General features: G+C 60.5%; 13 protein-coding genes and 2 pseudogenes. 11 read left to right on the forward strand and 4 right to left on the reverse strand.

The genetic code is table 11. From position 1 onward, the window contains the following. Positions 1 to 1,077 precede the first annotated feature (1,077 nt). Positions 1,078 to 1,500: a hypothetical protein gene (locus tag ACZIRK_RS14285; protein ID WP_455999011.1), complete on the forward strand. Its 423-nt coding sequence runs from the start codon at positions 1,078 to 1,080 to the stop codon at positions 1,498 to 1,500. 716 nt (positions 1,501 to 2,216) lie between these two features. On the opposite strand, the pseudogene ACZIRK_RS14290 reads toward ACZIRK_RS14285, so the two are convergent. The 4 genes and pseudogenes from ACZIRK_RS14290 to ACZIRK_RS14305 all read right to left on the reverse strand — a co-directional run. Next, a pseudogene (locus ACZIRK_RS14290) lies at positions 2,217 to 3,362 on the reverse strand (TAXI family TRAP transporter solute-binding subunit); the annotation flags it as partial. 1 nt (position 3,363) lies between these two features. Continuing rightward, complete coding sequence (locus ACZIRK_RS14295) at positions 3,364 to 4,122, reverse strand: hypothetical protein (protein ID WP_463327521.1); 759 nt, start codon at positions 4,120 to 4,122, stop codon at positions 3,364 to 3,366. 241 nt (positions 4,123 to 4,363) lie between these two features. Continuing rightward, a pseudogene (locus ACZIRK_RS14300) lies at positions 4,364 to 4,600 on the reverse strand (IS66 family transposase); the annotation flags it as partial. A 190-nt stretch (positions 4,601 to 4,790) separates the two neighbouring features. Further along, the gene (locus ACZIRK_RS14305) at positions 4,791 to 5,528 is read right to left on the reverse strand and encodes a Crp/Fnr family transcriptional regulator (RefSeq protein WP_463327604.1); all 738 of its coding nucleotides are present in this window, start codon (positions 5,526 to 5,528) and stop codon (positions 4,791 to 4,793) included. A gap of 848 nt (positions 5,529 to 6,376) precedes the next feature. On the opposite strand from ACZIRK_RS14305, the gene ACZIRK_RS14310 reads away from it, so the two are divergent. From ACZIRK_RS14310 to ACZIRK_RS14355, 10 genes are all read left to right on the forward strand, one after another. Then, positions 6,377 to 6,577 carry a hypothetical protein gene (locus ACZIRK_RS14310; protein ID WP_463327522.1) on the forward strand — a complete coding sequence of 67 codons (201 nt, stop codon included), beginning with the start codon at positions 6,377 to 6,379 and terminating at the stop codon, positions 6,575 to 6,577. Between the two features lie 405 nt (positions 6,578 to 6,982). Continuing rightward, positions 6,983 to 7,210, forward strand: coding sequence for a hypothetical protein (locus ACZIRK_RS14315; RefSeq protein WP_463327523.1), 228 nt, complete (start codon positions 6,983 to 6,985; stop codon positions 7,208 to 7,210). Between the two features lie 966 nt (positions 7,211 to 8,176). Further along, positions 8,177 to 8,362, forward strand: coding sequence for a hypothetical protein (locus ACZIRK_RS14320; RefSeq protein ID WP_463327524.1), 186 nt, complete (start codon positions 8,177 to 8,179; stop codon positions 8,360 to 8,362). A 169-nt stretch (positions 8,363 to 8,531) separates the two neighbouring features. Then, on the forward strand, positions 8,532 to 9,137 hold the full coding sequence (locus ACZIRK_RS14325) for a hypothetical protein (protein WP_463327525.1): 606 nt from the start codon (positions 8,532 to 8,534) through the stop codon (positions 9,135 to 9,137). Beyond that, the gene (locus tag ACZIRK_RS14330; protein WP_463327526.1) at positions 9,137 to 9,466 is read left to right on the forward strand and encodes a hypothetical protein; all 330 of its coding nucleotides are present in this window, start codon (positions 9,137 to 9,139) and stop codon (positions 9,464 to 9,466) included. Before ACZIRK_RS14325 ends, ACZIRK_RS14330 begins: the two co-directional genes overlap by 1 nt. Next, the gene (locus ACZIRK_RS14335; RefSeq protein WP_463327527.1) at positions 9,463 to 9,879 is read left to right on the forward strand and encodes a hypothetical protein; all 417 of its coding nucleotides are present in this window, start codon (positions 9,463 to 9,465) and stop codon (positions 9,877 to 9,879) included. Before ACZIRK_RS14330 ends, ACZIRK_RS14335 begins: the two co-directional genes overlap by 4 nt. Before the next feature lie 8 nt (positions 9,880 to 9,887). Beyond that, entirely contained in the window at positions 9,888 to 10,091 is a 204-nt protein-coding gene (locus tag ACZIRK_RS14340; RefSeq protein WP_463327528.1) for a hypothetical protein, read from the forward strand. Next, complete coding sequence (locus ACZIRK_RS14345) at positions 10,079 to 11,386, forward strand: SGNH/GDSL hydrolase family protein (RefSeq protein ID WP_463327529.1); 1,308 nt, start codon at positions 10,079 to 10,081, stop codon at positions 11,384 to 11,386. Before ACZIRK_RS14340 ends, ACZIRK_RS14345 begins: the two co-directional genes overlap by 13 nt. A gap of 89 nt (positions 11,387 to 11,475) precedes the next feature. Next, a complete protein-coding gene (locus ACZIRK_RS14350; protein WP_130228281.1) occupies positions 11,476 to 11,691 on the forward strand; it encodes a hypothetical protein in 216 nt (71 codons plus the stop codon). A 161-nt stretch (positions 11,692 to 11,852) separates the two neighbouring features. Continuing rightward, a complete protein-coding gene (locus tag ACZIRK_RS14355) occupies positions 11,853 to 12,701 on the forward strand; it encodes a hypothetical protein (protein ID WP_463327530.1) in 849 nt (282 codons plus the stop codon). The last annotated feature ends 20 nt before the right edge of the window (positions 12,702 to 12,721 follow it).

Consider the following 12,721-nt stretch of genomic DNA (forward strand, 5'->3'; position numbering starts at 1 on the left):
GGGACATGCCCGAAGATGGGTATTAGACCGGAAGTCGCTGGCTGAGGCTCAAATCGGCGCTTTTGACCCGGAACGGACATTCTGAACGTGTTGAAAGCGCCTAGAGTTTCACTAACTCGGCGGGCTGCTGATCAGCGCTGACGATGGCAATCAGTCTGACGCGCATCGCGAAGGCTATGAAATGCTGCGCTATGAAAGGCTGCACCAACTCAGGTTCGATATGGGCAGTGCTTCGTTCCATTAGATGGAACTATCGGCATCCTTCGAAGTTATGGGAAACATTTTCTCGCTCTTTTACTTAAGTAAATCGTGGGGCCCAATCGAAAGGTCGCGATATGGAACCGACCAGTCGAACATCGGACCACATCGACCATAAGACTGCCTGGTCGATCTGTGACGAGGTGGGTGATAGGTTGCAACGGTACTTATCCCTCGAAGCTTCGCCTTTGCCGCCCTACCTCGAACGTCTAGTCGATGAATTGCGCAAACGGGAACGTCATCAAATTGATGGCGTCGGCGCGCCCGCTGACCGTTTCCTTCACGCCATGCGGCGGTAAGTTGCGGCCGTCTGAGCGCGTAATGCAAAAGCCATCGCCGCTCTCAGCCCGGCGGCGGCCATTCCCTTAATCTTGTCGCTGAGGTAATCTTGTCGCTGAGGTAATCTTGTCGCTGAAGCGTCCCGGGCTTGGCGGGCCGGACGCCATGGAGCACATGCTTGTTCGGTGATAGGTCAAGCCGCGCGTGTCGCGTGTTGGCCCATCAGGGAAGTGGCGACACTCCTCATTGAGGTACGCTTACTGGGGCAGAGCGGGCTAGATTTGCTCAGTCTGAGTTTCTTCGCATTTTGACCCACAGCGGAGGTTGCGGTGAACAGATTTACTAGGCTGGGCGTACCGGACCGCTTTGCGAAGCTTCATCAGATCGGAGACTCTACCATCGCCTCTCAGGCAACGGTCGCGCGGTGTTGCACCCGAACTTCCGATTATACGATCGTGCAGCGTTATACACGGGCGCGAATCTCATATTGGCTTTGCAGGCCCGCCGCCCTAGAATTGCAGCGATCGCAGGACGGGCGAAATGCAGTATGTTTGCGACGCGCCGAAGGGTAAGACCTGGTTCCGTATCGAGACGGAAGGTGAAGCGGCGCATGAGTCGCGCCTGATGAGCCACACAGTCGAGAAATATTTCCGCAGCGAGCGCGAGAAGGCAGTCCAGTCCTGGCGTCCGGAGCGGCCCAACGCGATCGAGCGCGACATCGGCCTCGAGGCCCATGTACAGCGCGAGATGCCGATTTTCCTCACATTGCGCGACAGGGAGGGCAATGCACTGGCTACAGCGATGCTGCCACCGGGTGGCAAGGATCGCGGCGGGTTCCGGATCATCATCGTTGCCGCATCCAATGCCGATCCTTATCCTGAGCAGGACGCGGCCATCGCTGCGCTGGGAGCGCATTTCGGTCTCAGACTCGATCGCCACCGCTGCTTCCCCTACGGCCGCTAAGGAGCCTGACAAGTATCGCTGCTTGATTGGAGCGATGTCGGCTCATGGCCCCTCTGCGACATGCCTACCGCTATGATGAATGTCCGCATTCGAGGGCAAAGCGAAAAAGACGGGCTCACACTAAGTTCTTCTCAGTTTGACCCATATGAGACATTCGACGACCTGCTGCATCACCTGTCGTGCAATACCTGCAGACGCCAAAGTGGCGACTGGTATGGGGAAGCTGGCGCCGCGGAGTACTTTCGCGTTGCCTGTGATACCGCCTCCTCAATCCGCTGAAGAGCTCGAGCCGTCTGCGCATCAAGTCTGGGGCGCCGACGCCGGGCATCAGTGTGCGGCGTTTCTTGAAGGACGGTAGTCGTAACAGCGCCACGGCGCCCGCTGACGAACATCAGCTCGCGATCGGAGGGCTTCCGCTATCTGCGGACAGGCTGTCTCCCATCGAAGCCGCCAGACGGATGATCGGTAGTCGAGATGCCTTGGGTGGCGCCGGTGAACGGAGTGGCGCCGGAGAACGGGTTCCGCCAGGCGTCCTCGCTTGCTCGGTTGCAGGCGTCCGGGTCGGCAGAGCTGCGGCGGGAGCCATGGTGCTTGCACTCGGCCACCGTGCCTTGCTCGCCAAGTGTCCGCCTTGCAAGGTGCAATCGGCGGGGCGGATGGCGTGGAGGGGGAGCTCGCGTTGCGGACCGAGAGGCATGGTCCCGGTCTCGAACCTCCTTGGAGCCCACCTGTGCCTGCGCGTTCCGCCCCGCGTCCCAAGCCTGAAATTGCCGGAATAGTGCTTCCTTGTCGGCGTCCGACTGGATGTTAGCGGCAGCGGGGTTCTCTTGCAGGAATGCCTCAAAGCGTTTTAGCTTTGCCGGTTCGATGCCGTGTTTGTCGAGCCATTGCTGTGCGAGCGGCAGGCGATTCCAGCCCGCGAGCGGTGCCGGCAGGGAAACCTCCTTCCACTTGGGATGAAAGGGCGGGTTCTGCAAAGCCGCGAATTTCGTGAAGAAGGCGTCGACGAATAGAGCAAGCTTGCGACGGCGTTCAGTGTTGGGCGGCCAATTGTAGGCTGCAAGCACCGACGGCACTGCGATCGTTTGCACCGTCTCCCCCTCGGAAATCAGGTTCGGATAGTCGTTCGAAGTCAGCGTCGCCGGCAGATAATCGCTCTGCAGGGGCTTCGAATAGTCCACCGCAGCGAGATGAAAGCGGCCGTCATTGTTGAAGGTGGTGACGGACACGTACGGCTTACCGCCGACCACGATGACGGCGTCGAGCTCGCCCTTCTTCAATTTCTCCATCGCGATCCGCTGCTCGACGTAGACGAAGTTCGCCTTGATCCCGAGCCGCTCGAACACCGTCAGTGCAGTCACAAACGTGCCGCCATTGGGCAGATCGACGCTCACCGTCTTACCTTCGAGATCGTTCAGAGTCTTGATGGTCTTTGGTGCGATGACCTGCATTTCCTCATTGTAGAGCTTGGTCACATAGGTGAACTGCTTCTTGATGTCGTTGGCGAAGCCCTTCTTCTCGAGGAAGTCGAGCGTATCGGCGCGCACGATGCCAAGATCGACGCCCTTTAGGAAAAGGACGTCGGCGACGCCCTGCACCGAACCTCGACCGATGATCGGCAGGACGCGCAGATTCCCGCCGTCGTCGAGCACGGAAGCGAGGTCGGCACCGAACTGCACATAGGTGCCGCCGATCGTGCCAGTCAGCAGCGTGACCGTGTTGGCGTTCAGCGCCTTCCTGGTCGAGACCGAACCGAATTGGAAGATCGCCCTCAGGCTGTCGCTGACCTTCGTCGGATCATACTCGGTCTGTTCTGCATGGGCCGCAACGCCGGAAGCCATCAGGATCATTGCGGCAAACATTCTAAGGTGCTGACGCACGGCATCCTCCCGATAGGTGGGGATTGTTCTGAACTTGAGTGAGACGCTGTTGCGCGTCCGCCGAGCCAAAGCTGGCGGCCTTGCAGTACCAGTCGCGCGCCATCACAGGGTCGGCTGTGATAATTCGCGTATCGCGCACTCGGAGCACAGCCGGATCATAGGTCTGTGCCAGCAGGAAGGCCGCAGTTGCGTCCTGCGCATTGGCGGCGCGTTCGAGTAGCAATCGCGCCGCAGCAATGTCGCCGAACCCCAGCAGCCTCTTGGCACGTGTCATCAGCGCTGCCAAGGTTTCGGCATCGAGCGTTTTCGACGGCGCAGAGGCTTCATTCCCTGGAGGCGCGGCCGGGGCCAGACTCTGCAGCCCGGCGTGATCGGCGCTTACGACAGCCTCGCGGCTCGGTGTTTTTGATGGCGGCGCGCTCGCATTGGCGCTCGCCAGCATCATTGGGTTCGATACGCGAGCCGGATCGAATACCGCGACCAGGGTCGCGATCGCCGAAACCACCAGTCCACCAGCCACAACCTGCGTTAGGATGCTCGTCCGTTGGCTTGCCGCCAAAGGCGCAAATTCCTGCGGATCAGGTTGACCATGCAGATCGGACAGAAACAATGGAAGGGAATTATCAGAGGAGAAATCCGTTGATGGCCCGGGTGCGTGCTGCGGATCTCTGCGGGGTTCGTCGAACGCCCAAGCCTTCGAACCCAGCGACAAGCGATATGTCGTCCGTTCCATGGCGCTCATGCTTCCCTCCCTAAGCAACACCGGGGGGTCCCCGGGCGCTAACGCGCCGGGGTCATTCACACACACAGGTGCCGGCGGGTACCTGGCACATCGACGTAACCTCCCCGACGGTTGATCGTTCCTAGCAGACGGCCTGACGGCGGCGCGCTCGCAGCAGCAGAAATGCCGCCGCTGTTCAAAGATTGCTGCGCGTAAGCAGCGCTACCTGGCGTGTGCTTCCCAAACTCAACGTCGTGGCCGTCAAGTACAGCGAGCGAATCGACTCGTTCACCTTGCAGGTTTCGATCAGCGAAGCGATGATGGCGCAGTGCTCGGGGCCGTCGTCGAAGCCTGCGAAGAGCGCAATTCTTCGGTTGAGGGTGATCGGACGCATGGAGCGTTCGACGGGGTTGTTGTTGAGCTCGATACGGCCGTCATCAAGGAAGTGCGTCAGTCTCTCCCAGCGCGAGAGCGCATGGCGGATGGCATCGGCGAGCTCGGCGATGTGCTTCAGTGTTCAGCGTTCGCGAATGTCCACACTTGACCTCGAGCCGAAGTCGCTCGAATTGGTTCGAATGTTGGCAACCGCGGGTAGACCGGACGTGACGTGCGCTAGGCTTAACCGCCGCTCCTGACCCTTCTGCGACATGGGCAACTGGATTTACTGTGATGCAAAACCACGCTTCCCTTCAGGGGATACGCCCTTCATCTGGCACGGCCAATGAGATAGGTCGGGCCGTGTTTATCGCGAAGATCTTTTCGAGTTCGAGTCGCATATTGCCGTGGCATTCGCACGCCGCGGCCGCGAGCCGCAACCGGTCGATCTCGATTTGGCCTCGTCGATCAGATTTGATCGCTCCTGATGCGCGCAGATCGCGCATCAGGAGCGTCACCGTCGTTCGTCGCACACCGAGCATTTGCGACAAGGCCTCCTGGGTGAGCGGAAGAACGTCGTGGTCGATGCAGTCGCAAAAATGGAGTAGCCACCTGACCATGCGGTCTTTGACCGGATGCAGTGCATTGCAGGCCGCGCCCCGCTGAAACTGCATCAGCATCGCCCTGCCGTGCATCTGGACCGCGTGCCGGATCGCAGGGCTCCGGTTGAAAGCGGCACGAAATCGCGACGCGGGGATTTGCGAGGCGGTGCCCGCTGCACGAACGACCGCGGTAGTGGCCGAAGGTGACGACCCGAGCACCGAAAGAAGGCCAAGTGCCCCCTCGCGCCCGACGACGGCAGTGTCGACCGTCTGCCCGTCCGCCATGTCGATCATCAGCGAGACGGCGCCGCTGTGAGGGAAGAAGACATAGTCGATCTCGTCCCCCGCTCGCGCAAGGATCGCGTCCTGATCGAGCGCGACCGTCTCCAGCGCGGGCCGCAACAGATCGAGATCCGATACCGGCAGTGTTGCCAGGAGACCGTTAGGCATTCCGCCCGGACGCGTCACTGCAGATGACCCGCGGTGAGGCACTTCATTCCGGGCGGTGCGAAGCGGCGGCCTCAACATATGTTTAGATCTGCTGTCGCTACTCGCGCTGAGATCCAACTCACTTGCAAATTCGGATATTCCAACTGGATGTCGGCTCAAGCGTGAGTCCTCATCGACACGAACGGATCAATTTTAGGGGCTTGCCCGCGCCATAAGCGCGGCGAGTAAGGGAAGAGAGTCAGTGCAAACGGCAGTCTCGATGCAGTTGCAGCGCGAAAATACGCAAGCTGCAAAAGGTGCTCTTCTCCACCGGCGTTGGGTAGCACCGATCTTCGGTTCCACCCATATCGAATATGAAGGGCAGCTGGCCTTTGGCGCATTCCGGGTGTCATACAATTGTTATAATTGGACCGGTGCGTCGATCGATAGGGACGGGCGAACAGTGCTGACGGGTGGTGGACTAGCCGCTCCCCGCATTGGCACGATGGCGTTCTGATCGCCAAGAGGTAACAGATTTAGCGGCTTCCGGTTATGGCCCGTTTGAGACGCGCCGACGGATACCAAGAATGTCCGGTTATTGGGAAGACGAGAAGTAGACGGCGCCTGTTGAATTCGACGCGAATGACCCATCTCAGACAGCAGGCCGGACGCCCCCGCCTGCTGCGCCGTCTGACGTATCCTCCGATTTGAATTAAGCAGCCCCCAATTTAAACGTTAACAGTTCGGCAACGGCCGCAACCATCCGGGTTCCAAAACGTTAACTGTATCACCGCTCTTGGGCCGTCATCGGTGATGAGAACGCCAATTGCGCTCCCGCCTTTGCGCGCAATCGGGAAAGGAGCGCCGTCATGAAAAGACGCCGTTTTGATCAAACATTCCCATTGAATGAGCACTTAGAAGAACAGGCCATGCGTCTGCGTAAGGAAGCGCAGGGTACCCCGCCCGGTGTCGAGCGCGAAAAGCTAATCCGCCAGGCGCGTAAGGCCGAAGCTGCCGCTCGCATACAGGAGTGGCTGTCGTCTCCCGGCCTGCAGCCACCAAAGGGGTAAAGTCCCCCAGGGTCACATCCGAGGAGCAAAACATGACCCTACAAATCCCCGAGGTAGTTCCCGCTAGGATCGACTGGCGTGTCTTCGCGATCATGGGCAACACGATGCCGCCCTGAGATCCTGATGACGACGAGGACGAGGACGAGGACGAAGAGGAAGACGACGAAGAAGAGAACCGAACCGAGGAACCGCCGGTCGTGCGCGAGCCGGACGAAGACTAAGCAGGATGCTTTGGGATTGGCATAGCCTGAGCTTCGAGGGCGTGATCCGCGGCCCATGTGCGGCGCTGCCGCGTCCGGTGGCTTCCAAGGGCCCTTCTAATCCCGAGAGCACCGGCCAGACGTCGAATGGACGACGGTTCTCGGTGGAGCAATTTCTTGGCGTTCACTGGCGCAGGAGACGAGCATGACCCTCATATGGCTTGGTGTGCTCCTTGTTTTCGGCGGCGTGCTGCAGATGGCGTTTCGGCCGATCTGGCGAGGCCGACTAAGCGGTGGAAGGCGGCTTCGCTCCGGGCGTGACACGCTCGAACCTGAGAGACCGGGTAGCGGCTTCGAAATCAAATCCAATTGGCCTGGACTTGTGCTGGTCGCGCTCGGCGGCGCTTTCTTGCTGACTGGGGTCGCCATCTGAGTTGAAACGAACCTCGTTATCGTCTCGGGCGTTGCGCGTTATCTAGCCGGGTCTTCAGTGCTGAAGCCATGTCTCTTCCTGCCCCAGCCGACCAACTTCTCTCTTCCCGGCCCGAAGCCGACCAACTTCGCCGCCAGCGGCGAGTCTGTTATTGAGGGCAGTGCGGAGTTCGCATCAGCAATCCTTCGACCGCCGCTCGTGACCCACATCGGAAATGGTCGATAATTTTGCTGTGGTGCGCAGGCAGAGCAGTTCTCGCTTCAAAAGCGCGCTAATTCATCCTCGGCTGAGGACGAATCTCGACGATGGAAATAATTTTAGAGTATCTGATTTCTGCCGGCATAGTCGGCTTTGGCGTTTGGATCCTTGCCTCCGCCAATGCTGGATCGGACTTACACTCCATTTGGATCTCGCTCGGGTTCCTGTCTATCGCGGTTGGGTTGATTAGCCTGTACGGCGTAATTAAGCACTGACCGCTTAAGCCTCTGGCGGCCTCGCCCACGTAATTTTCGATGGCTTCACGTCGCCAACGTCGTTGCAGGGGGACTGACCCAGACCGTGCCATGCGAAAGCGCCGCCAAGCCCGACTAAAGAGTCCTTCGAGCAAGCTATCTCCTAACCGGGGCGGCTATTCTTCAAATCGCGTCGAACGGAGCGATTACCGCGTTAGTCCGCAAAGTTTTTGCGCGTCAAAAGATGCTCGATTGGAGATGCTGCTTGCTGCGGTGCATGAGTCCGGAGATGGCCCTTGGCTGCCATCACGACCGCCGAAGAGTAGGTCAGCTACCGGGTGGAAAGCGGTCCAAAATGCGCTGGCCCGCCAATTCCGAATCTGACCCTCAACGGACGTTCGGTGGCATCCTTGCTGCGTTCAGGCAAGGAGTCTCCCTAAAGGTACGTGGATGGGGAATTTAGGGTACCTCAAGGGGTATATCTTTCCGTGAACTGAATCCCATGGGAGCGTTCATGGACAGCGCGCAACGTTGCTTGGATCAGGCGGCTGAATGTCTCCGCTTGTCGAAAGCAGCAAGAAGCGAGGCCGAAGCCAAAATCTTGAAGGAACTTTCTCAAAGTTGGGCGAGGGTCGCCGGCCAGATCGATCGATACAACGCGCTCATGCGTGAACTGGCCCGCCACGTCGTCCGGGAGTAAGGCCGCCTCAGTGGGCGGCCTCTTTCATTTCGAATGTCGGCTGTTGGCCCATTGCGACATATTGCGATGCCGCACGAACTTGGTCGTCATAGGGGCAAAGCGGACGTAGTCTTCGTGCATCACGTGGCCGGTTTTATGGGTACAAGGCCATGACAGCGCGCTATCGACGATGAGTAAGCTGCACGACGGCCAGATCGACCACCACATCGGTCTCCAGCACGTCGCAGCGAGCCTCGCCAGGCAGGCGCTGGCCAAAATCGATGTGCACGACCACCGCATCGTGATGGAGCTTGGCAAGTTCGCGGCATCCGCGATGGAGCGAATTCCGGTCCAGCACCGCGACGCGGCGATCAAGACCATCGGCCAGATCAACGCCGAGGCCTATGCCGAGCTGATGGAAAGCCTGTGGCGGGAGCTGTTGGCGGTGGCGGAATACGAGGTCGAGTTCTGTACACGGATTCTGGGTGAGAGCGGCGTCGAGGCTAAGGCGGTGTTCAATCCGGACGCCTTGAAGGCGAGGCGCTTCATCCGCGGCCAGACCGTGCATCAGGCGTTCGAGAGCCAGCGCGACAACAAGTTCAGGTTCTTGCGCAAGGTGATCGTCGCGGAGGCCGAGCCGATCGCCCTGATCCGGAAAGTGCGCGGCACCGAGGCGCGGTGCTTTAAGGACGGCGCACTGGCGATGGCGCGTCATGCGACCGCCCATCTGGTGCGTTCGGCGGTCAATCACACCGCCAATGCGTCAAGGATGATGCTGTGGCGCGAACTCGATTGATGGTGACAGCGACGCTGGATTCCGACACCTGCGTCGAATGCGGTGCAAAGGACGGCACCTTCGTTGGGACTGAGGATGATGGGCCGCCGTTCCACAACGGCTGCCGCTGCGCTCTTCTGTTTCTGTTGCCGGGCGAAAAGCCGTATCGGCAGACCTTCCGGCAATGGCTGAAAGCGCAGGAGGCCGCGACCCAGGACGAGCTGCTCGGCAAGGCCAAGGGCAAACTCTATCGCGCTGGCAAGGTCAGCGTGTCCGGCTTTGTCGATGTCCGCGGCAACGAACTGACTCTCGAACAGCTCAAGCGCAAGGAGCGGCGCAAATCGACATGACGATCAGGATCGAATCCGACGGCACTCAGCACGGCACCAAGGTCATGGTGGGTGATGCCGACATCTCGCCGATCGTCACTTCTATCACATGGGCGCATAGCGGCGGAGAGCGGCCGGTGGCCACTGTTCGCCTGGGCATCCTTGATGCCGCAAGCCTGGGCGCCGGCCAAGTCAAGTACATTGCCGCCGATGGCCGCAAGATCATCTCGATCGCGTTCGAGGACGGTCTGTCTTTGACCTCCACCTTCGATCCGCGCGATGTCGGCGCGGTAAAGGTTGAGAAGGACCACATCGAACTCTTGGCGCCGGGGCCGCTCAGGTTGGACGAGGCCGCCGCGATGGCACTGTCGCGACGGCTGTATGCCGCTGCCACGGAGCTTGCGATCCGTAACGACGAGAACCTGTCGAAGTAGGAGTGGTCATGGCCAGCAAGAAGCAAGTCAAGTCGGCTGCCACCGTTGTGATCCGCGACGCCCAGGACATGACCGAGCGCGGCCGCAAAGAGGTGGCGCAATGGCTGCGTCGGCAGGCCCGCTTCCTCGAGAAGCACGCCGATCAATTGTCGCGCCGCTACCGCGCCCGGTATCTGTACCGCGAAGGGAGGCCCATACGATGGCATTGCTAGGAAAGCCGCGCGAGCGGCGCAGGCGGCGACAGGATGGGCAGGTGAGCGGCGTCTGGCCTGCAGCTCGGTTCGAACTGCTCTATGGCGAGGACGAACAGGACCATGGCGCGCCGCCTCCATCTGCGCCTCCGCGTCCCTTGCTGACCCTCAATTCCCGTTGGGTGGCCGAGGGCGACAGCATCACCGCTGGCTCCAACGGTCCGCAGTGGGCCACCTATGCCGACATCGGCTCGCGCGGCCGCTTCTTCCGCCCGCTCAATTGGAATCAGGCGACCGGCGGCCAGACCGCAGCGCAGATGGCGACGCAGATTGCTCAGGTCACCGCGCTGAACCCGAAGGTCGTCACGTTCCTGGCTGGCACCAACGACCTTGGCAGCACGTCGGACACGCCTACGGCCATCTACGCCAACATCCGCAGTTGCGTGAAAGGCTACCTCGACCGCGGCGCCCAGTACGTCGTCGTGTCGCGCGTGCTGCCGCGCAATGACACCACGTGGACAAACCTCGGCACGCAGCCGCAGCGCGAGGCCGATCGGAAGGCGCTCAACACGCTGATCGAAGGCCTGCCCGGTGATCTGTCGGCTTACAGTGGCCGCGTGGTCATCACGCCGACCCTTGAGACCACATGGAATCCGGCGACCGACTCCATCGAAGGGCTGCATCCGAATTACATCGGCGCGATCAAGCTCGGCAACTCGTTCGCGGCCGCGCTCAACAGCATCAGCGACACCTCGCTGTTCTCGGATCTGTATCTGGACCCCAGCAACGCGCTGCTCGCGGCCGACAACCCGCAACTCGCTGGCACCACAGGCGTCTTGACCGGCGCGACTGGAGAGGTCGCCACCGGATGGACCGTGTCGCAGAACGACACCATGACGGTGGCCGTCTCCAAGACCACCATGGGCGCTGCAGCTGCGCAGCGCATCCAGGTTTCGGGCACCAATGCCACCGCAGGCCGCGTGGTCAACTTCTCCAATCCGTGCCAGATCGCCGGCGCGATCGGTGACAGCTTTGAGGCGTGCATCGACTTCATCCTGGCTGCCGGCTCGAAGAATCTGCGTGGCCTCACGCTCGGTTGCGGCTCCACAGGCCTGACGCCGCTTCCCAGTTCGCCTCCGCTGTACGATGGTGCGCCCGCTCTGAACGGCACCCTTCGTACCCCTGTGATCGCCACCTTGGCGGCCGCGGTGACCTCGGTGACCGTGCAGGCAACCCTCACATTCGCTGCCGGCACGGTGGCTGCCGATGTCACCTGGTCTCGCCCGTACTTCCGCAAGGTGCCGGCCGGTCAGTGAGATAGGAGGAAAGGGGGAGGGAAATCTCCTTCTTCCATGCAGGTGTTGGCCGGATAGAATCGATCCTCGTTGTTTTCTTCGAGGATCACATGACCCATCCGGCGATCTTGAGACAAGAAACGGCGCAGGTGTATCGCGCGCTGCGATTGCGGCCACTTACGGTGAACAGCATCGTGCTGATGACCCGCCTGCATGAGATCAAGGTGATGCGGGCCTTGGTCAGGCTGTTGGAGGATGAGAGCATCACCAGCATCCATGGGCTGTATATTGCCAGCCGCGAGGAGCCGGCCTGGCAGGTACACTGAAGCCCCTGCCACCTTAAGCCCAACAAATCAAGCCGCCTTCGGGCGGCTTTTTCTTTGAATTGCGTCCGGCTCAATCGGGGTCGGGCGAACGAAGCGGCATGTCCGCAAAAAGCAAAGGCCGTCAATGACGGCACCGGCAATGCCGGACAACGGAGACCACCATGGCACTTAAGGCACTTCTGGAAACCCTCGACGATGTCGCAGAGGCGTTCCACTCGGAATACAAGCAGGTCAAGGTCAAGGGACCGGACGGTCAGGAAAAGGAGATGTTCGCGCTCGACATCGTCGAGCCACAGGCCCATCCCGACGTCCTCGCCCTCAAGACCGCGTTCGATCGGGTCAAGAACGACAAACAGCGCCTCAACACCGAATTGACCGAGGCGCGCAGGCGGCTCGAGAAAATTCCCGAAGACTTCGACCCTGACGAATATCAGCGACTGCTGGATGAAGAGGTCGAGCGCCAGAAGGACCCCAACTACAAGAAGACCGACGACGAGAAGCTGCAAGCAGCCCGCAACATGTACGAACAGCGCATCAAGACGCTGGAGACCAAGGCCGCCAACGATCTCAAGTCGAAGGACGAAATCCTCGCCAAGAAGGACAAGTTCATCAACGCCCTCCTGGTGGATGACGGCCTGACCCAGGCGTTGGTGGCTGCCGGTGTCGACAAGGCCTACCTCAAGGCGGCCAAGGCGATGCTGCGCGACAACGTCAAGGTCAAGAACGAGGGCGACAAGTATGAGGCCGTGGTCGAAACCGATCTTGGCGAGCAGGACATTCCGAAGTTCGTCATGAAATGGGTGCAGTCTGACGAGGGCAAGGCCTTCGTGACCAAGCCCTCGGGCGGCGGTGCCAATGGCAACGATTCACGCACTCTCGGCGACAACCCTTGGGACACCAAGGGCGGCAAGGTGAAGCCGAACCTCACCAAACAGCAAGAGCTGATCCGAACCAACCCGGAAAAGGCACGGCAGCTGGCACAAGCCGCTGGCGTGACCCCGGCCTGGTAAGCCCCAAGCCAACGGCAAGG

The sequence above is a fragment of the Bradyrhizobium sp. Leo114 genome (assembly GCF_055229415.2).

Coding starts and splice junctions, on each gene's coding strand:
- ACZIRK_RS14285 (WP_455999011.1), top strand. CDS start 1,078: ATGCAGTATGTTTGCGACGCGCCGAAGGGTAAGACCTGGTTCCGTATC.
- ACZIRK_RS14295 (WP_463327521.1), bottom strand. CDS start 4,122: ATGAGCGCCATGGAACGGACGACATATCGCTTGTCGCTGGGTTCGAAG.
- ACZIRK_RS14305 (WP_463327604.1), bottom strand. CDS start 5,528: ATGCCTAACGGTCTCCTGGCAACACTGCCGGTATCGGATCTCGATCTG.
- ACZIRK_RS14310 (WP_463327522.1), top strand. CDS start 6,377: ATGAAAAGACGCCGTTTTGATCAAACATTCCCATTGAATGAGCACTTA.
- ACZIRK_RS14315 (WP_463327523.1), top strand. CDS start 6,983: ATGACCCTCATATGGCTTGGTGTGCTCCTTGTTTTCGGCGGCGTGCTG.
- ACZIRK_RS14320 (WP_463327524.1), top strand. CDS start 8,177: ATGGACAGCGCGCAACGTTGCTTGGATCAGGCGGCTGAATGTCTCCGC.
- ACZIRK_RS14325 (WP_463327525.1), top strand. CDS start 8,532: ATGAGTAAGCTGCACGACGGCCAGATCGACCACCACATCGGTCTCCAG.
- ACZIRK_RS14330 (WP_463327526.1), top strand. CDS start 9,137: ATGGTGACAGCGACGCTGGATTCCGACACCTGCGTCGAATGCGGTGCA.
- ACZIRK_RS14335 (WP_463327527.1), top strand. CDS start 9,463: ATGACGATCAGGATCGAATCCGACGGCACTCAGCACGGCACCAAGGTC.
- ACZIRK_RS14340 (WP_463327528.1), top strand. CDS start 9,888: ATGGCCAGCAAGAAGCAAGTCAAGTCGGCTGCCACCGTTGTGATCCGC.
- ACZIRK_RS14345 (WP_463327529.1), top strand. CDS start 10,079: ATGGCATTGCTAGGAAAGCCGCGCGAGCGGCGCAGGCGGCGACAGGAT.
- ACZIRK_RS14350 (WP_130228281.1), top strand. CDS start 11,476: ATGACCCATCCGGCGATCTTGAGACAAGAAACGGCGCAGGTGTATCGC.
- ACZIRK_RS14355 (WP_463327530.1), top strand. CDS start 11,853: ATGGCACTTAAGGCACTTCTGGAAACCCTCGACGATGTCGCAGAGGCG.